We start from the raw sequence: 18,029 nt of genomic DNA, 5'->3' as shown, positions 1-18,029 counted from the left end.
GGTGTCTAATAATGACAAGAGAAGAAATAATTCAAGCTATAAAAGAAATGAGCGTTTTAGAATTAAACGAATTAGTTAAAGCATGTGAAGAAGAATTTGGTGTAAGTGCTGCTGCTCCAGTTGCTGTTGCAGGTGGTGCTGTTGCAGGTGCTGCTGCAGAAGAAAAAACTGAATTTGATGTAGTATTAGCAGAAGCAGGTTCAGAAAAGATTAAAGTTATAAAAGCTGTTAGAGAGATAACAGGATTAGGATTGAAAGAAGCTAAAGAAGTAGTTGATGGAGCTCCTAAGACATTAAAAGAAGGCGTAAGTAAAGAAGATGCTGAAGCTATAAAAGCTAAACTTTCAGAAGTTGGAGCTACTGTTGAAATAAAATAGTAATTCACAAATTAAAGAGGCACTTTATAAAAAGTGCCTCTTTTTTAAAACATTTTATATAATTGTAGAAAGCAATTGACAATTTAAACATGTTATGATAAAATAATAAATTGCATTGATTAATTAAAAATTAAACATATATTTAATTTTTAATTTAAATGATTTGAATTAATTATGAAAAATAGGTTATAATAATTTGATGGTAATGTAATCAATCCAGAAGCACCTACTATATAAGAAAGTTGTGTTTTTGGTTATTTTTAGTTTATGCAAGGGGTGAGAGTCAATGGTACATCCTGTCCAGGTTGGTAAGAGAACAAGAATGAGCTTTTCCAAACTTAAAGAAGTAGGTGAAATGCCTAATTTAATTGAGGTACAGCTAAATTCCTATAATTGGTTTTTAAAGGAAGGTTTACAGGAAGTATTTGATGATATTAATCCTATTCAGGATTATACAGGTAATCTAAATCTAGAATTTGTTGGATACAAACTAGATATGGATAATATTAAATACACTGTTGAAGAATGCAAAGAAAGAGATTCTACGTATGCAGCGCCTTTAAAAGTAAAAGTTAGACTATTAAACAAAGAGACTGGTGAAGTAAAAGAACAGGAAGTTTTCATGGGAGATTTTCCTCTTATGACAGAGCAAGGAACGTTTATTATTAATGGAGCTGAAAGAGTAATAGTTAGTCAATTGGTAAGATCACCAGGTGTTTATTATGATATGTCAGTTGATAAAACAGGTAAAAAACTTTTTTCTGCAACAGTAATACCAAACAGAGGTGCTTGGCTAGAATATGAAACAGATTCCAATGACATAATATATGTAAGAATAGACAAAACAAGAAAATTACCTATAACTATTCTTGCAAGAGCAATGGGTTATGGAACAGATGCCGAAATTACTGAGTTTTTTGGCGAAGATGAAAGATTAAAAGCAACAATAGAAAAAGATAATACAAAAACACGTGAAGAGGCACTACTTGAAATATATAAGAGATTAAGACCAGGTGAACCACCTACAGTTGATAGTGCTCAATCACTTATTGAATCATTATTTTTTGATCCTAAGAGATATGATCTTTCAAGGGTTGGAAGATATAAGTTTAATAAAAAGTTGGCTTTAAATCTTAGAATTGCCAATCAGATATCTGCACAAGATATTGTTAACCCACAAACAGGTGAAATACTTGTTGAAAAGGGTGAAAAAATAAGTAGAGAAAAAGCTCTAGAAATTCAAAATTGTGGCGCTAATATGGTAAATGTTCAACTTGAGGATAGAGTTATAAAAATTATAGGTAATAACTTTGTAAACATACATAATTTTGTGGACTTTAATATAGATGACTTAAATATAAAAGAACTTGTACATTATCCTGTTTTAAAACAAATATTGGATAATTATAGTGATGAAGATAGTATAAAAGAACAAATTAAGAAGAATATACATGCATTGATACCAAAACATATAATAAGAGATGATATATATACTACTATAAATTATGAGCTAGGATTACCATACGATATTGGTCATACAGATGATATTGATCATCTTGGTAATAGAAGACTTAGATCTGTTGGTGAATTACTTCAGAATCAATTTAGAATAGGTCTATCTAGAATGGAAAGAGTAGTTAAAGAAAGAATGACTATTCAAGATCAAGAAGTTATAACTCCACAAGCTTTGATAAATATTAGACCTGTGGCAGCTGCTATAAAAGAATTCTTTGGTAGTTCACAGCTTTCACAGTTTATGGATCAAACAAATCCGTTATCAGAACTTACTCATAAGAGAAGACTATCAGCATTAGGACCAGGTGGACTTTCAAGAGAAAGGGCTGGTTTTGAAGTTAGAGACGTTCACCATTCACATTATGGTAGAATGTGTCCTATAGAAACACCAGAAGGTCCAAATATAGGACTTATTAACTCATTGGCTGCTTATGCAAAGGTAAATGAGTATGGATTTATAGAAACACCTTATAGAATAGTAGATAAAAAGACTGGTACAGTTCAAAAGAAAATAGTATATATGACAGCAGACGAAGAAGATGAATATGTTATTGCTCAGGCAAATGAACCGCTTGATGAAGAGGGACATTTTATAGACAGTAAAGTAACAGTAAGAGATCAAGAAGATGTACTTGTAGTTCCAGCTCAAGATGTTGATCTTATGGATATATCTGCTAGACAGATAGTTTCTGTAGCTACAGCTATGATACCATTCCTTGAGAATGATGATGCCAGCCGTGCGCTTATGGGATCTAACATGCAGCGTCAAGCAGTACCTCTATTAAAACCTCAAGCTCCTATTGTAGGAACAGGTATAGAGTTTAAAGCAGCTGTAGATTCAGGGGTTCTTCCTAAGGCTAAAAATGCTGGAACAGTTATTTATGTTAGTGCTAATGAAGTAAGAGTAAAAAGGGATTCAGATGGTGGCATAGATACCTATAGACTTTTAAAATTTAAAAGATCTAACCAAAGTTCATGTATAAATCAAAGACCTATAGTAAGTAAAGGTGAAAAAGTAGATAAGGGAACAGTATTATCAGATGGACCATCTACAGACCTTGGAGAAATTGCATTAGGTAAAAACATAAGAATGGGATTTATAACATGGGAAGGTTATAACTATGAAGATGCTATGCTTATATCAGAAGAACTAGTTAAAAAAGATGTGTTTACATCAATTCATATAGAAGAATATGAAGCAGAAGCAAGAGATACAAAATTAGGACCAGAAGAAATAACAAGAGATATACCAAATGTTGGTGAAGATGCTTTAAAGGATATAGATGAAAGAGGAATAATAAGAATAGGTGCCGAGGTAAGGTCTGGAGATATATTAGTAGGTAAAGTTACTCCAAAGGGAGAAACAGAACTTACAGCAGAAGAAAGATTACTTAGAGCAATATTCGGAGAAAAAGCTAGGGAAGTAAGAGATACTTCGCTTAGAGTACCTCATGGTGAAGCTGGTATAATTGTAGATGTGAAAATATTTACAAGAGAAAATGGAGATGAACTTCCACCAGGAGTTAACAAGTTAGTTAGATGCTATATAGTTCAAAAGAGAAAAATATCTGTAGGAGATAAAATGGCAGGAAGACATGGTAACAAAGGTGTTATATCAAGAGTGTTACCAGAAGAAGATATGCCTTTCTTACCAGATGGAAGACCACTTCAAATATGTTTGAATCCGCTAGGAGTTCCTTCTCGTATGAACATAGGTCAGGTACTTGAAGTTCACTTAGGATGGGCAGCTAGTGAAATGGGATGGCATATAGCAACTCCTGTATTTGATGGAGCAACGGAAGAAGATATAGTACAATGTTTAAAGGATGCAGGATATGATGAGAGTGGAAAAACAGTACTATATGATGGAAGAACTGGAGACGCATTTGACAATCCAGTAACAGTTGGATACATGTATATATTAAAACTTGCACATTTGGTTGATGATAAAATACATGCTAGATCTACTGGACCATATTCATTAGTTACTCAACAGCCATTAGGTGGTAAAGCACAGTTCGGAGGACAAAGATTTGGAGAAATGGAAGTTTGGGCTTTAGAAGCATATGGTGCTGCTCATACACTTCAAGAAATATTAACAGTTAAATCTGATGACGTTGTAGGAAGAGTTAAGACTTATGAAGCTATTGTTAAGGGTGAGAATATACCAGAACCTGGAGTTCCTGAATCATTTAAGGTTCTTATAAAAGAATTGCAGGCTTTATGCTTAGATGTAAAAGTGCTTAATGATGACAATCAAGAAATTAAATTAAAAGAATCTGTAGATGAAGAAATACAAGATTTAGGTGTAAATATTGAAGGAAGCGAAGAGTTCGTTCCACCAACTCCAACTGATGATTATGTTGAATCTGAAGATAGTGATGAAGATTTAGAACTTGACTATGATGACTTATCTTTAGATGAAATTCAAGGTAATTTAGAAATAGATGATTTTAATGACGAACATTAGGAAGGGAGGATGTACCCTTGTTTGAATTAAATAATTTTGATGCATTACAAATAGGGTTGGCTTCACCAGAAAAAATAAGAGAATGGTCAAGAGGTGAAGTAAAAAAGCCTGAAACAATAAATTACAGAACTTTGAAACCTGAAAGAGACGGGCTATTTTGTGAAAGAATTTTTGGACCTATAAAAGACTGGGAATGTCACTGCGGTAAATATAAAAGAATAAGATACAAAGGCATAGTATGTGATAGATGTGGTGTAGAAGTTACTAAAGCTAAAGTAAGACGTGAGAGAATGGGACATATAGAATTGGCAGCACCTGTATCTCATATTTGGTACTTTAAGGGAATACCATCACGTATGGGACTTATATTAGATATGTCACCAAGAGCGCTAGAAAAAATACTATATTTTGCATCTTATGTTGTATTAGATCCTAAAGAAACTCCATTACTAAAAAAACAACTGCTAAATGAAAAAGAATATAGGGAAGCTGTTGATAAATATGGTGATGAAAGTTTTGTTGCTGGAATGGGTGCTGAGTCTATTAAAAGACTTTTAGAAGAAATAGATTTGGAACAATCATCTATTGAGTTAAAAGAGGATTTAAAAACTAGCACAGGACAGAAGAAAGTAAGAATAATAAGAAGACTTGAAGTAGTAGAGTCATTTAGAAAATCTAGAAATAGACCTGAATGGATGATTATAGATGTAATTCCTGTAATTCCTCCAGATTTGAGACCTATGGTTCAACTTGATGGTGGAAGATTTGCAACATCAGATTTAAATGATCTTTACAGAAGAGTTATTAATAGAAATAATAGACTTAAAAAACTTTTAGATTTAGGTGCACCAGACATAATAGTTAGAAACGAGAAAAGAATGCTTCAAGAAGCAGTAGATGCACTTATAGATAATGGAAGAAGGGGAAGACCAGTAACTGGTCCTGGAAACAGACCTCTAAAATCATTATCTGATATGTTAAAGGGTAAGCAAGGAAGATTTAGACAAAACTTGCTTGGAAAACGTGTTGACTACTCAGGACGTTCAGTTATAGTTGTTGGACCTGAACTTAAGATGTATCAGTGCGGACTTCCAAAAGAAATGGCACTTGAATTATTTAAGCCTTTTGTAATGAAAAAGCTTGTTGAAAGTGGAGTGGCACATAATATAAAGAGTGCTAAGAGAATGGTTGAAAGAGTTCAATCTCAAGTATGGGATGTACTTGAAGAAGTAATATCTGATCATCCAGTACTTCTAAACCGTGCTCCGACTCTTCATAGATTGGGAATTCAAGCATTCCAACCTGTACTTGTAGAAGGTAGAGCTATAAAACTTCATCCTTTAGCATGTACAGCGTATAATGCAGATTTTGATGGAGACCAAATGGCAGTCCATGTTCCACTATCTGTTGAAGCACAATCAGAAGCTAGATTTTTAATGCTTGCTGCACATAACATAATGAAACCATCAGATGGTAAGCCAGTTGTTATTCCTACTCAGGATATGGTACTAGGTTCATATTATCTAACATTAGATAAGGATGAAGAATTAGGAGAAGGAAGATATTTTTCATCACCAGATGAAGTAATTATGGTTTACCAATTAAAGCAAATTAGTATTCATGCTAAGATAAAAGTAAAAATGAGCAAAATTGAAGATGGAAAACTTATTACTGGAATAATAGATACAACACCAGGAAAAATAATATTTAACGAATCAATACCACAAGATTTAGGATTTATTGATAGAAGTCTTCCAGAAAATGAGTTTAAATTAGAAGTAGATTTCCTTGTAACAAAGAAAAACCTTGGTACAATTATAGATAAATGCTATATGAAGCATGGAGCTACTAAAACATCTATAATGCTTGATAAGATAAAAGCAAAAGGATATCACTACTCAAGTATAGGAGCTATTACAGTTTCTACTTCAGATATGGAGGTCCCTGAAGCTAAGAAAACATTACTTGCAGAAACTGATGCAGCAGTTGATAAAATTCAGAAGATGTATAGAAGAGGGTTCATATCTGAAGATGAAAGATATGAAAGAGTTATAGAAAGATGGACTAAAACAACAGAAGATGTTGCAGATGCACTTATGGATAACTTGGATAGATTCAACCCAATATTTATGATGGCAGATTCAGGAGCCAGAGGTTCTAAGAGCCAGATTAAGCAGCTTGCTGGTATGAGAGGTCTTATGGCTAATCCATCTGGTAAGATTATAGAATTACCTATAAGAGCTTCATTCAGAGAAGGTCTAAACGTAATGGAATACTTTATATCAACTCACGGAGCTAGAAAAGGTAATGCAGATACTGCTTTAAAGACTGCAGACTCAGGATATTTGACAAGAAGGTTAGTTGATGTAAGCCAGGATGTTATAGTAAGAGAAGAAGATTGTGGAACACAAGCAGGATATGATGTTTCTGAAATAAAGGAAGGAAACGAAGTAATAGAGAGCTTAGCTGAAAGACTTACAGGAAGATATTCAGCAGAAGATATAATAGATCCAAATACTGGTGAAATATTAGTTCATAAAAATGATTACATGGATAGTAAGATTGCAGAGAAAGTTGATAAGTTAGGGATCAAAAAAGTAACAATTAGATCTGTATTCACATGTAAATCTAAACACGGAGTATGTTCAAAATGTTATGGAATGAATATGGCTACTGCTCAAAAAATAAGTATGGGAGAATCTGTTGGTATAATAGCAGCACAAAGTATAGGAGAACCAGGTACTCAGCTTACTATGAGAACTTTCCATACTGGTGGAGTTGCTGGATCTGATATAACTCAAGGTCTTCCAAGAGTTGAGGAATTATTTGAGGCTAGAAAACCTAAGGGTCTTGCTATAGTAAGTGAAGTTTCTGGTACCGTAAAAATGGAAGAAACTAAGAAGAAGAGAACTATTTCTGTAATTACAGATGCAGGTGAAGAAGTAACTTATGATATACCATTTGGTTCAAGAATTAAGGTATCTAATGGAGATGCAATAAGTGCTGGAGATGAAATAACAGAAGGTTCTGTTAATCCGCATGATATAATAAGAATTAAAGGTGTTTTAGGAGTTAAAAATTATCTTCTATCTGAAGTTCAAAAAGTTTATAGATTACAAGGTGTTGATATAAATGACAAACATCTTGAAGTAGTAGTAAGACAGATGACAAGAAAAATAAAAATAGAAGATTCTGGTGATACAGAATTATTACCAGGTACAATGATAGATATGTTTGATTTTGATGAACAAAATGCAAAAGCAGAAGCTAGAGGTGAAAGACCAGCACAAGGTAGAGTTGCATTACTTGGTATAACTAAGGCTGCTTTGGCTACAGATTCATTCCTTTCAGCTGCTTCATTCCAAGAAACAACAAGAGTACTTACTGATGCAGCTATTAAAGGAAAAGTTGATCCTCTACTAGGATTAAAAGAAAATGTAATTATTGGTAAGTTGATACCTGCTGGAACAGGTATGACAAGGTACAGATCTATCAAAATCAATACTGAAAAAGAATCAGAGGAAAAACAAATTAGTAATAATGAAATAGAAGTTTAACAATTTGTTGACATAGTAGATTTAAAATGATAAAATACATCTGTATGTTTTTCAAAGAGACAAAGTTTTTATAACTTTGTCTCCATAGCACTGTAAGGGAGGAAAAGTAATAATGATTCTTAGACTTGAAGGCAATAAGGTTGTTGGTGTAAAGCAAACAATTAAAGCTATAAAGGCAGGAACTGTAAAAACTGTTTACATAGCAAAAGATGCCGATGATAAGTTTATACAACCAGTAAGGTTATTAGTCGAGGAAGAATCCTTAGAACTAGTATATGTAGACAGTATGAAAGAATTAGGAAAACTTTGTGGAATAGACGTTGGAGCAGCAACCGCAGCAGTGTTGAAAGATTAAATTTTCAATTTAAATAGCTTACAGATATAATTTAACATAAATTTTAATTTGTTACTTAGTTAGCTTCTTAGATATTTTTCTAAGTTAGTTGATATTTTTTAAAGGAGGTGTAAATATGCCAACTATAAGCCAATTAGTAAGAAAAGGCAGAAAGACAATAAGTGCTAAATCAACAGCACCAGCACTAAAGGAATGTCCTCAAAAGAGAGGAGTTTGTACAGTAGTAAAAACTACAACACCTAAAAAACCAAACTCAGCATTAAGAAAAATTGCTAGGGTTAGATTAACAAATGGGTTTGAAGTTACTGCTTACATTCCAGGTGTAGGCCACAACTTACAAGAGCATAGTGTTGTTCTTATAAGAGGAGGAAGAGTTAAGGACCTTCCTGGTGTTAGATATCACATCATCAGAGGCGCCTTAGACTCAGCAGGAGTTGCTAACAGATTACAGAGTAGATCAAAATACGGTGCTAAAAAGCCAAAGCAAAAATAATGCTTAGCTAAATTGATTTGAAAAATAGTGCTATGTCTTCAGCATTTATATATAGATTTAATAAATAACTTGCAGAAGTACAAAGCACTTTACGATATTACATTAAATAGTGTGATATCGAGTACCGATGAACTTAAATTTAACATTGTTAAGGAGGGAAGAAAAGTGCCAAGAAAAGGACATATTGCAAAAAGAGATGTATTACCAGATCCAGTATACAATAGTAAGGTTGTTACTAAATTTATAAACAACGTAATGGAAGATGGTAAAAAAGGAGTAGCACAAAAAATATGCTACGAAGCTTTTGATATAATTCGTGAAAAAACAGGTAAAGAACCAATTGAGGTTTTTGAAGAGGCAATGAACAATGTAATGCCATTACTTGAAGTTAAAGCAAGAAGAATAGGTGGTGCTACATATCAAGTTCCTATAGAAGTTAGACCAGAAAGAAGACAGACATTAGGAATTAGATGGTTGCTTGCTGCAGCATCAAAAAGAGGCGAAAAATGCATGAGAGAAAGACTTTCAGCAGAATTAATGGATGCCGCTAATAATACTGGTGCAGCTGTTAAAAAGAGAGAAGATACTCATAAAATGGCTGAAGCTAATAAAGCTTTTGCACATTATAGATATTAATAATGAACAAAACTGTTTTGGCTTTTGCCAAAACAGTTTTGTCAAATTTAAATTTATACTTTAGAGGAGGAAAATTAAGTGGGAAGACAACATCCGTTAGACAAATACCGTAATATTGGAATAATGGCTCACATTGATGCAGGAAAAACAACTACAACAGAACGTATACTTTTTTATACCGGAAGAACTCATAAAATAGGAGAAGTTCATGAAGGTCAGGCTACAATGGACTGGATGGTTCAAGAACAAGAAAGAGGTATAACAATTACTTCAGCAGCAACTTTCTGTATGTGGAAAGATCACGCTATAAACATAATAGACACACCAGGACACGTGGATTTTACAGTAGAAGTTGAAAGATCACTAAGAGTTCTTGATGGAGCGGTTACTGTATTAGATGCAAAGGGCGGAGTTGAGCCTCAGACAGAAACTGTATGGAGACAGGCGGATAATTATAAAGTACCAAGAATGGTATATGTAAATAAGATGGATTCTACAGGCGCTGATTTTTATATGTGCGTAAATATGTTAAGAGATAGATTACATTGTAATGCTATTCCAATACAGTTGCCAATAGGAGCTGAAGATAAGTTCCAAGGAATCATAGATCTTGTTAACAATGAAGCTATAATATATGAAGATGATTTAGGAAAAGTTATGGACGAAGTTGCAATACCAGCAGAGTTGCAAGATAAAGCATCAGAATATAGAACAGCTTTAATCGAAGCAGTTGCTGAACAAGATGAAGAATTGATGATGAAATATCTTGATGGAGAAGAATTAACTATAGATGAAATAAAGATGGGTATTAGAAAAGGCGTTATAGCAAATGCTATAGTACCTGTTACATGTGGATCATCATATAAGAACAAGGGTGTTCAACCAATGATAGATGCTGTAGTTGATTATATGCCATCACCATTAGATATACCAGCAATTAAAGGAACAAATCCTGAAACTGGAGAAGATATGGAAAGACCAGCAGATGATAATGTTCCAATGTCAGCATTAGCATTTAAGATTGCTACAGACCCATTTGTAGGAAGATTAGCATTTACTAGAGTTTACTCAGGAATAATGAAAAGTGGTTCTTATGTATATAACTCAACTAAGGGCAAAAAAGAAAGAATCGGAAGACTTGTTAAGATGCATGCAAATCATAGAGAAGAAGTTGAAGAACTTCGTTCAGGAGATTTAGGTGCAATAGTTGGATTAAAAGAAACTACTACAGGTAATACTCTTTGTGATGAAGCAGATCCAATTGTACTTGAAAGCATGGAATTCCCAGAACCAGTTATAGAAGTAGCTATTGAGCCAAAAACAAAAGCTGGTCAAGAAAAAATGGGTATAGCTTTAGCTAAGCTTGCAGAAGAAGATCCTACATTCAAGACATTTACTAACCAAGAAACAGGACAGACAATTATAGCAGGAATGGGAGAACTTCATCTTGAAATAATTGCTGATAGACTTCAAAGAGAGTTTAAAGTAGAATGTAATGTTGGTAAGCCTCAAGTTGCTTATAAAGAAACTATTAGAAAAGCTGTTAAAGCTGAAGGTAAATTTGTTAGACAGTCTGGTGGACGTGGTCAATACGGTCATTGTTGGATAGAAATGGAACCAACAGAAGGCGAATATACATTTGAAAATGCTATTGTTGGTGGAGCTATTCCAAAGGAATATGTAGGACCAATTGATAATGGTATACAAGAAGCTGCAGAAAGCGGTATAGTAGCTGGATATCCAGTTATAAACTTCAAAGTTAAATTAGTTGATGGATCATACCATGATGTCGATTCATCAGAAATGGCATTTAAGATTGCAGGATCTATGGCATTTAAAAATGCTATGGGAAAAGCAGATCCAGCATTACTTGAACCTATGATGAAAGTTGAAATAGTAATTCCAGAAGAATACATGGGAGATGTAATAGGAGACGTTAATTCAAGAAGAGGTAGAATCGAAGGAATGGATCCAAGAGCAGGTGCTGAAGTAATAAGAGCATTTGTTCCACTTTCAGAAATGTTTGGATATGCAACTACATTGAGATCAAGAACTCAAGGTAGAGGAGTTTACTCAATGGTATTTGATCATTATGAAGAAGTTCCAAAGAGCATTCAAGAACAAATAGCTGGTAAGAAAACTAATTAATTTAATAAAAAGCAGATTGATTTTAGGGAGGAATAAAAAATGTCAAAAGCAAAATATGAAAGAACAAAACCACATGTAAACATAGGAACAATAGGACACGTAGATCATGGTAAGACAACATTAACAGCAGCAATAACAATGGTGTTAGCAAAAGAAGGAAAAGCAGAAGCATTTAAGTATGACGAAATAGATAAAGCACCAGAAGAAAAAGAAAGAGGAATCACAATCAACACAGCACACGTAGAATATGAAACAGAAAACAGACATTATGCACACGTAGACTGTCCAGGACATGCTGACTATGTAAAGAACATGATAACAGGAGCAGCACAAATGGATGGAGCAATCTTAGTAGTAAGTGCAGCAGATGGTCCAATGCCACAAACAAGAGAACATATACTACTAGCATCAAGAGTAGGAGTAAGTTACATAGTAGTATTCTTAAATAAAGCAGACCAAGTAGACGATCCAGAATTATTAGAATTAGTAGAAATGGAAGTAAGAGAATTATTAAGCGAGTATGACTTCCCAGGAGATGATATTCCAATAATAGTAGGAAGTGCATTAAAAGTAATAGAGAATCCAGATGATGCAGAAGCAACAAAATGCATACACGAATTAATGGATGCAGTAGATAGCTACATTCCAACACCAGAAAGAGCAACAGATAAAGCATTCTTAATGCCAGTAGAAGATGTATTCACAATCACAGGAAGAGGAACAGTTGCAACAGGAAGAGTTGAAAGTGGAATACTAAAAGTTGGAGACGAAGTAGAAATCGTAGGATTAAAAGAAGAAAAAGGCAAGACAACAGTAACAGGAGTAGAAATGTTCAGAAAGCTTCTTGATCAAGCAATGGCAGGAGATAACATAGGAGCATTACTAAGAGGAATACAAAGAGATGACATCGAAAGAGGTCAAGTATTAGCAAAACCAGGTTCAGTACACCCACACAAGAAATTTGTAGGTCAAGTGTACGTATTAAAGAAAGAAGAAGGCGGAAGACATACACCATTCTTCAATGGATATAGACCACAGTTTTATTTCAGAACAACAGACGTTACAGGATCAATCGCATTACCAGAAGGAGTAGAAATGGTTATGCCAGGAGATCACATAGATATGAATGTTGAATTAATAACACCAGTAGCAATGGATGAAGGATTAAGATTTGCAATAAGAGAAGGCGGAAGAACAGTAGGTTCAGGCGTTGTTACTAAAATCGTTGAGTAATTTTTGATTTTAAAATTTGAATGCATTCAGTAGAAAAAGGAAAGAGGACGCTCTTTCCTTTTTTATAAAATAATTTAAATCATTTTATAAATAAAAATACTTGTCAAATATAAAAATATATTGTATAATTAAGAAGTTGTATTGTGATAACAGCGATGAGGCAAGAGGTTGCCGGGCTTCCGGGTAATTCTTGACTGAGTATGCCGAGGTCTTGAACCAGGCGACGGTGGTTTTGCGAGGGTGTTTTCCGTGCGTAATTATATTTTTGCGTAAAATAAAGAAACACCCGGAACAGTTTACATAACCAATCCGCTGTTGTACGTAAGAAGTAAAGCGTGCATGAAAAGGAGGGAAATAGAAATGGCAAAACAAAAAATAAGAATTAGATTAAAGGCTTTTGATCACAACATATTAGATCAATCAGCTGAAAAAATTGTAGAAACAGCAAAAACAACAGGTGCAAAGGTAGCAGGACCAGTACCACTACCAACAGAAAAAGATGTTGTAACTGTATTAAGAGCTGTACACAAGTATAAGGATTCTAGAGAACAGTTCGAAATAAGAACACACAAAAGACTTATAGATATAATAAGTCCATCACCAAAGACTGTTGATGCTCTAATGAGATTAGACTTACCAGCAGGTGTTGATATCGAAATAAAATTATAATTGTAATAGATAACTATTACTAACGATTATGACCGTTTAAGACGATCCGCTAATACGTTGAGGAGGTGCAGAGTATGAAAAAGGCTATACTAGGTAAAAAGCTTGGTATGACTCAAATATTTGATGAAAACGGGAAAATAGTTCCTGTTACAGTAATTGAAGCAGGTCCATGCGTAGTTTTTCAGAAGAAAACTACAGAAAAAGATGGCTATGAGGCTATACAATTAGGATTTGATGATATTAGAGAAAAACTTGTAAACAAACCAATGAAAGGACACTTTGCAAAAGCTGGTGCTGCTTTAAAGAGGTTTGTAAAAGAAATAAGAGTTGAAGACATAAATGCATATGAAGTAGGACAGGAAATAAAAGCAGATGTGTTTGCAGCAGGAGAAAAAATAGATGTATCTGGAGTTTCTAAAGGTAAGGGATTCCAAGGTACAATTAAGAGATGGAATGCACAAAGAGGACCTATGTCCCACGGTTCTAAGTTCCATAGAGCACCAGGTTCTATGGGAGCTTCATCAGATCCATCAAGAACATTTAAAAATAAGAAATTACCAGGACATATGGGAAATGTAAATACAACAGTATTAAACCTAGAAGTTGCAAAAGTTATGCCTGAGAAAAACATTATATTAATAAAAGGTGGAGTACCAGGACCTAATAAAGGCTTTGTAGTAATAAGAAATACAGTTAAAGCTTAAGTTTTGGTAGAAAGGAGGATACAGAATGCCTACAGTAGGATTATTTAATAAAGAAGGTAAAAAAGTTGGAGATGTTCAACTTTCAGATAACGTATTTGGAGTTGAAGTAAATCAATACGCATTACATCAAGTAGTCGTTGCATTACTTGCAAATAAAAGACAAGGAACTCAATCAGCTAAGACTAGATCTGAAGTTTCTGGAGGCGGAATCAAACCTTGGAGACAAAAAGGAACTGGTAGAGCAAGACAGGGTTCAATAAGAGCACCACAATGGATTCATGGTGGTATGGTTTTTGCAGTAAAACCAAGAGATTATAGAACTTCAGTTCCAAAGTCAATGAGAAGAGTTGCTATGAAATCAGCTCTTACAAGCAAAGTTAATGATGAACAGATAGTAGTTTTGGAAAGCTTGGAATTAGAAGCTCCAAAAACAAAAGAAGTAGTAAAAATGTTAGATGCATTAAATGCAAAGAAAACATTAATTGTTACATCTGAATCAAACGAAAATGCATATAAATCAGCAAGAAACATACAAGGTGTAGAAATACTACCAGTTAACAATCTTAATGTATATGACTTGTTAAAGTATGAAAAACTTGTAATAACTAAGGATGCTGTATCAAAAATTGAGGAGGTGTATGCATAATGAAATTAACTAATTATGATATCATAAGAAGACCTATTGTAACAGAAAAAAGCATGTCTTCAATGAGTGATAAAAAATACACCTTTGTAGTTGATATACACGCTAACAAATCAATGATCAAAAGAGCAATAGAAGATGTATTTGGAGTTAAAGTTGAAGATGTTAAAACAGCAAGATACATGGGAAAAACAAAAAGAGTTGGCGTACACATAGGAAAAAGAGCGGACTATAAAAAAGCTGTTGTTAAGCTAACAGAAGATAGTAAGACAATAGAGTTCTTTGAAGGAATGTAATTAAAAATATAGCGATATTGGTTAGAAACCAGATAAGCTTAAAAAGGAGGGAATACCGATGGCAGTTAAAGGATTTAACCCTACCACGCCTTCAAGAAGAAACATGACTGTTAGTACATTTGAAGAAATAACTACAAATGTTCCAGAAAAATCACTTCTTGTTGCATTAAAGAAAACTGGTGGTAGAAATGCAAACGGTAAAATAACAGTTCGTCATATTGGTGGCGGAGCAAAACAAAAGTACAGAGTGATAGACTTTAAGAGAAACAAGGATTCAGTTCCAGCTAAAGTAGCTACAGTAGAATATGATCCAAACAGATCTGCATATATAGCTCTTGTAGTTTATACTGATGGTGAGAAGAGATACATAATAGCTCCAGTTGGATTAAAAGTTGGAGATACTATAGTATCAGGAGCAGATTCTGATATAAAAACTGGTAACTGTCTTCCACTACAAAATATACCTGTTGGTACAGTTGTTCATAATGTAGAATTATCTGTTGGAAAAGGAGCTCAGCTTGTTAGATCAGCTGGAACATCAGCTCAACTTATGGCTAAAGAAGGCGGATATGCTACTTTAAGACTTCCAAGTGGTGAAATGAGATATGTAAAAATAGAGTGTAGAGCAACTATAGGAACAGTTTCAAACTTAACTCATGAAATCACAAACATTGGTAAAGCAGGTAGAAAAAGACATATGGGTGTTAGACCTACAGTTAGAGGTTCTGTAATGAATCCTAATGACCATCCACACGGTGGTGGTGAAGGTAAATCACCAGTCGGACACGCAAGTCCAATGACTCCATGGGGCAAACCAGCTCTTGGATATAAAACTAGAAAGCATAAGAAATATTCAGATAGATTTATTATTAAGAGAAGAAAATAGTAGGAAGAGAATAGTAAATTCTCTTCACTATCTATTAACTGTTGTATGAAGGGAGGCCAAATCGTGAGCAGATCAGTTAAAAAAGGACCTTATGTTCAAGAAGTGCTTTTAAATAGAATAAATGAAATGAATAAAAAAGGTGAAAAGAAAGTTATAAAAACTTGGTCAAGAAGTTCAACTATATTTCCACAAATGATAGGTCATACAATTGCAGTACATGATGGAAGAAAACATGTTCCAGTGTACATATCAGAGGATATGGTAGGACATAAATTAGGAGAGTTTTCATTAACTAGAACATTTAAAGGACATATAGATAGAACTGAGAAATCAAGTAAGTTAAAATAGTCTAGAAAGGAGGTAATATCTATGGAAGCTAAAGCTATAGTTAAGTATGTAAGAATGTCATCAATGAAAATAGGAGTTGTTCTTGACTTAATAAGAGGAAAGAATGTAAATGAAGCTTTTGCTATATTAAAATATACTCCAAAGGATGCAGCTGAAGTGGTTAATAAAGTTTTAAAATCAGCTGTTGCAAATGCAGAAAATAATTTAAGTTTGGATATAAATGATTTATATGTTGCAGAGGCATATGCATGCCAAGGACCAACATTAAAGAGATTTAGACCACATGCTCAAGGAAGAGCTTTCAGAATAAAGAAAAGAACTAGTCACGTAACACTAGTTGTTAAAGAAAGAGCTTAAGAAGGAGGGAAATAGATGGGACAGAAAGTACATCCACATGGTTTACGTGTTGGCGTAATTAAGGATTGGGATGCTAAATGGTATGCAAATAAGAAAAATTTTGCAGATAACCTAGTGGAAGATAATAAAATCAGAGAATTTGTAAAGGCTAAAACTGCTGCAGCTGGAGTTTCAAAAATTCAGATTGAAAGAGCAGCTAAGAGAGTTAAGTTAAACATATTTACTGCTAAACCTGGTATGGTAATAGGAAAAGGCGGTTCAGGAATAAACGCTTTAAAAGCTAGCCTTCAAAAAATAATTACTGATAAGAATATTTTAATAAATATAGTTGAAGTTAAATCAGCAGAAGGTGATGCACAGCTTATGGCTGAAAGTGTAGCTCAACAACTTGAAAAGAGAATTTCTTTCAGAAGAGCAATGAAACAAACTATTCAAAGAGCAATGAAAACAGGCGTTAAGGGAGTTAAAACTTCATGTTCAGGAAGACTTGGCGGAGCTGAAATAGCAAGAACTGAGCAATATCATGAAGGTACAATTCCACTACAAACATTGAGAGCTGATATAGACTACGGATTTGCAGAAGCAGATACAACATACGGAAAAATCGGAGTTAAAGTATGGGTATATAGAGGAGAAATTCTTCCAGTTAAGAAAGTAGCTCAAAATCAGGAAGAAGTTAACGCATAGGAAGGAGGAATATCATATGTTAATGCCTAAAAGAGTTAAACGTCGTAAAGTACAACGTGGTAGAATGAAGGGCAAAGCTACAAGAGGAAACTTTATAGCATATGGAGATTTTGCTATACAGGCTACTGAGTGTGGATGGATTACAAGCAATCAAATAGAATCTGCCAGAATAGCTATTAATAGATACATTAAAAGAGGAGGAAAACTTTGGATAAAGATTTTCCCAGATAAGCCAGTTACAGAAAAACCTGCTGAAACTCGTATGGGTTCTGGTAAAGGATCACCAGAATATTGGGTATCCGTTGTTAAACCAGGTAGAGTATTATTCGAGTTATCAGGTGTTGATGAAACTACTGCAAGAGAAGCTATGAGACTTGCATCACATAAGTTACCTTTAAAAACTAAATTTGTGACTAGGAGAGATTTTGAAGAAGTGGGTGGTGAAAATAATGAAGGCTAAAGAATTGCAAGAATTAAGACAAAGCAACCCCCTAGACTTGCAAGGTAAACTAGGAGATCTTAAAGCCGAATTATTCAATTTAAGATTTCAGTTAGCCACAGGTCAATTGGAGAACCCAATGAGAATCAAGGAAGTAAAGAAATCTATAGCCCAAATTAAGACCATCCTTAGAGAAGAAGAGCTAAGGGCATAGAC

At 34.1% G+C, this 18,029-nt stretch carries 18 protein-coding genes; all 18 read left to right on the top strand.

Annotated features, from left to right (window positions below; translation table 11 throughout):
• The first annotated feature begins 11 nt into the window (after positions 1–11).
• The 18 genes from rplL to rpmC all read left to right on the top strand — a co-directional run bounded on the left by rplL (position 12) and on the right by rpmC (position 18,027).
• A complete protein-coding gene (gene rplL, locus Q6H37_RS28520; RefSeq protein ID WP_007063567.1) occupies positions 12–377 on the top strand; it encodes a 50S ribosomal protein L7/L12 in 366 nt (121 codons plus the stop codon).
• Positions 378–663: 286 nt separating this feature from the next.
• Positions 664–4,362 (top strand): DNA-directed RNA polymerase subunit beta, encoded by a 3,699-nt coding sequence (gene rpoB, locus Q6H37_RS28515; RefSeq protein ID WP_318738415.1) that lies wholly within the window; start codon positions 664–666, stop codon positions 4,360–4,362.
• A 17-nt stretch (positions 4,363–4,379) separates the two neighbouring features.
• Positions 4,380–7,919, top strand: coding sequence for a DNA-directed RNA polymerase subunit beta' (gene rpoC, locus Q6H37_RS28510; RefSeq protein WP_318738413.1), 3,540 nt, complete (start codon positions 4,380–4,382; stop codon positions 7,917–7,919).
• 112 nt (positions 7,920–8,031) lie between these two features.
• Positions 8,032–8,274, top strand: coding sequence for a ribosomal L7Ae/L30e/S12e/Gadd45 family protein (locus Q6H37_RS28505; protein ID WP_318738411.1), 243 nt, complete (start codon positions 8,032–8,034; stop codon positions 8,272–8,274).
• A 115-nt stretch (positions 8,275–8,389) separates the two neighbouring features.
• Complete coding sequence (gene rpsL, locus Q6H37_RS28500) at positions 8,390–8,767, top strand: 30S ribosomal protein S12 (protein ID WP_007063571.1); 378 nt, start codon at positions 8,390–8,392, stop codon at positions 8,765–8,767.
• 165 nt (positions 8,768–8,932) lie between these two features.
• Positions 8,933–9,403 (top strand): 30S ribosomal protein S7, encoded by a 471-nt coding sequence (gene rpsG / locus Q6H37_RS28495; RefSeq protein ID WP_007063572.1) that lies wholly within the window; start codon positions 8,933–8,935, stop codon positions 9,401–9,403.
• A 78-nt stretch (positions 9,404–9,481) separates the two neighbouring features.
• Positions 9,482–11,551, top strand: a complete 2,070-nt coding sequence (gene fusA / locus Q6H37_RS28490) for an elongation factor G (protein ID WP_318738408.1) — start codon at positions 9,482–9,484, stop codon at positions 11,549–11,551.
• 39 nt (positions 11,552–11,590) lie between these two features.
• Positions 11,591–12,784, top strand: a complete 1,194-nt coding sequence (gene tuf / locus Q6H37_RS28485; RefSeq protein WP_318738406.1) for an elongation factor Tu — start codon at positions 11,591–11,593, stop codon at positions 12,782–12,784.
• 360 nt (positions 12,785–13,144) lie between these two features.
• A complete protein-coding gene (gene rpsJ / locus Q6H37_RS28480; RefSeq protein ID WP_007062369.1) occupies positions 13,145–13,453 on the top strand; it encodes a 30S ribosomal protein S10 in 309 nt (102 codons plus the stop codon).
• Between the two features lie 74 nt (positions 13,454–13,527).
• Positions 13,528–14,157 (top strand): 50S ribosomal protein L3, encoded by a 630-nt coding sequence (rplC, locus tag Q6H37_RS28475; protein ID WP_318738402.1) that lies wholly within the window; start codon positions 13,528–13,530, stop codon positions 14,155–14,157.
• Positions 14,158–14,182: 25 nt separating this feature from the next.
• Positions 14,183–14,803 (top strand): 50S ribosomal protein L4, encoded by a 621-nt coding sequence (gene rplD, locus Q6H37_RS28470; RefSeq protein ID WP_007062371.1) that lies wholly within the window; start codon positions 14,183–14,185, stop codon positions 14,801–14,803.
• A complete protein-coding gene (gene rplW / locus Q6H37_RS28465; RefSeq protein WP_318738400.1) occupies positions 14,803–15,096 on the top strand; it encodes a 50S ribosomal protein L23 in 294 nt (97 codons plus the stop codon). Before rplD ends, rplW begins: the two co-directional genes overlap by 1 nt.
• 58 nt (positions 15,097–15,154) lie before the next feature.
• Entirely contained in the window at positions 15,155–15,982 is an 828-nt protein-coding gene (gene rplB, locus Q6H37_RS28460; RefSeq protein WP_318738398.1) for a 50S ribosomal protein L2, read from the top strand.
• 63 nt (positions 15,983–16,045) lie between these two features.
• A complete protein-coding gene (rpsS, locus tag Q6H37_RS28455) occupies positions 16,046–16,330 on the top strand; it encodes a 30S ribosomal protein S19 (protein ID WP_007062374.1) in 285 nt (94 codons plus the stop codon).
• Positions 16,331–16,351: 21 nt separating this feature from the next.
• A complete protein-coding gene (rplV, locus tag Q6H37_RS28450; protein WP_007062375.1) occupies positions 16,352–16,687 on the top strand; it encodes a 50S ribosomal protein L22 in 336 nt (111 codons plus the stop codon).
• Positions 16,688–16,702: 15 nt separating this feature from the next.
• Positions 16,703–17,374: a 30S ribosomal protein S3 gene (rpsC, locus tag Q6H37_RS28445; RefSeq protein ID WP_007062376.1), complete on the top strand. Its 672-nt coding sequence runs from the start codon at positions 16,703–16,705 to the stop codon at positions 17,372–17,374.
• 16 nt (positions 17,375–17,390) lie between these two features.
• A complete protein-coding gene (rplP, locus tag Q6H37_RS28440; protein ID WP_007062377.1) occupies positions 17,391–17,834 on the top strand; it encodes a 50S ribosomal protein L16 in 444 nt (147 codons plus the stop codon).
• Positions 17,824–18,027 carry a 50S ribosomal protein L29 gene (gene rpmC / locus Q6H37_RS28435; RefSeq protein WP_007062378.1) on the top strand — a complete coding sequence of 68 codons (204 nt, stop codon included), beginning with the start codon at positions 17,824–17,826 and terminating at the stop codon, positions 18,025–18,027. The genes rplP and rpmC overlap by 11 nt, the downstream gene beginning before the upstream one ends.
• The last annotated feature ends 2 nt before the right edge of the window (positions 18,028–18,029 follow it).

This window comes from Clostridium sp. JS66 (assembly GCF_033561535.1).
In the GTDB taxonomy this organism is placed as follows: Bacteria; Bacillota; Clostridia; order Clostridiales; family Clostridiaceae; genus Clostridium_AM; species Clostridium_AM carboxidivorans.
This window is presented reverse-complemented; position numbering and strand designations above follow the sequence as displayed.

What these genes read in the sequence shown, in the direction of transcription:
- rplL (WP_007063567.1), top strand. Translation starts at nt 12, where the DNA reads ATGACAAGAGAAGAAATAATTCAAGCTATAAAAGAAATGAGCGTTTTA.
- rpoB (WP_318738415.1), top strand. Translation starts at nt 664, where the DNA reads ATGGTACATCCTGTCCAGGTTGGTAAGAGAACAAGAATGAGCTTTTCC.
- Q6H37_RS28505 (WP_318738411.1), top strand. Translation starts at nt 8,032, where the DNA reads ATGATTCTTAGACTTGAAGGCAATAAGGTTGTTGGTGTAAAGCAAACA.
- rpsL (WP_007063571.1), top strand. Translation starts at nt 8,390, where the DNA reads ATGCCAACTATAAGCCAATTAGTAAGAAAAGGCAGAAAGACAATAAGT.
- tuf (WP_318738406.1), top strand. Translation starts at nt 11,591, where the DNA reads ATGTCAAAAGCAAAATATGAAAGAACAAAACCACATGTAAACATAGGA.
- rpsJ (WP_007062369.1), top strand. Translation starts at nt 13,145, where the DNA reads ATGGCAAAACAAAAAATAAGAATTAGATTAAAGGCTTTTGATCACAAC.
- rplC (WP_318738402.1), top strand. Translation starts at nt 13,528, where the DNA reads ATGAAAAAGGCTATACTAGGTAAAAAGCTTGGTATGACTCAAATATTT.
- rplD (WP_007062371.1), top strand. Translation starts at nt 14,183, where the DNA reads ATGCCTACAGTAGGATTATTTAATAAAGAAGGTAAAAAAGTTGGAGAT.
- rplW (WP_318738400.1), top strand. Translation starts at nt 14,803, where the DNA reads ATGAAATTAACTAATTATGATATCATAAGAAGACCTATTGTAACAGAA.
- rplB (WP_318738398.1), top strand. Translation starts at nt 15,155, where the DNA reads ATGGCAGTTAAAGGATTTAACCCTACCACGCCTTCAAGAAGAAACATG.
- rplV (WP_007062375.1), top strand. Translation starts at nt 16,352, where the DNA reads ATGGAAGCTAAAGCTATAGTTAAGTATGTAAGAATGTCATCAATGAAA.
- rpsC (WP_007062376.1), top strand. Translation starts at nt 16,703, where the DNA reads ATGGGACAGAAAGTACATCCACATGGTTTACGTGTTGGCGTAATTAAG.
- rplP (WP_007062377.1), top strand. Translation starts at nt 17,391, where the DNA reads ATGTTAATGCCTAAAAGAGTTAAACGTCGTAAAGTACAACGTGGTAGA.
- rpmC (WP_007062378.1), top strand. Translation starts at nt 17,824, where the DNA reads ATGAAGGCTAAAGAATTGCAAGAATTAAGACAAAGCAACCCCCTAGAC.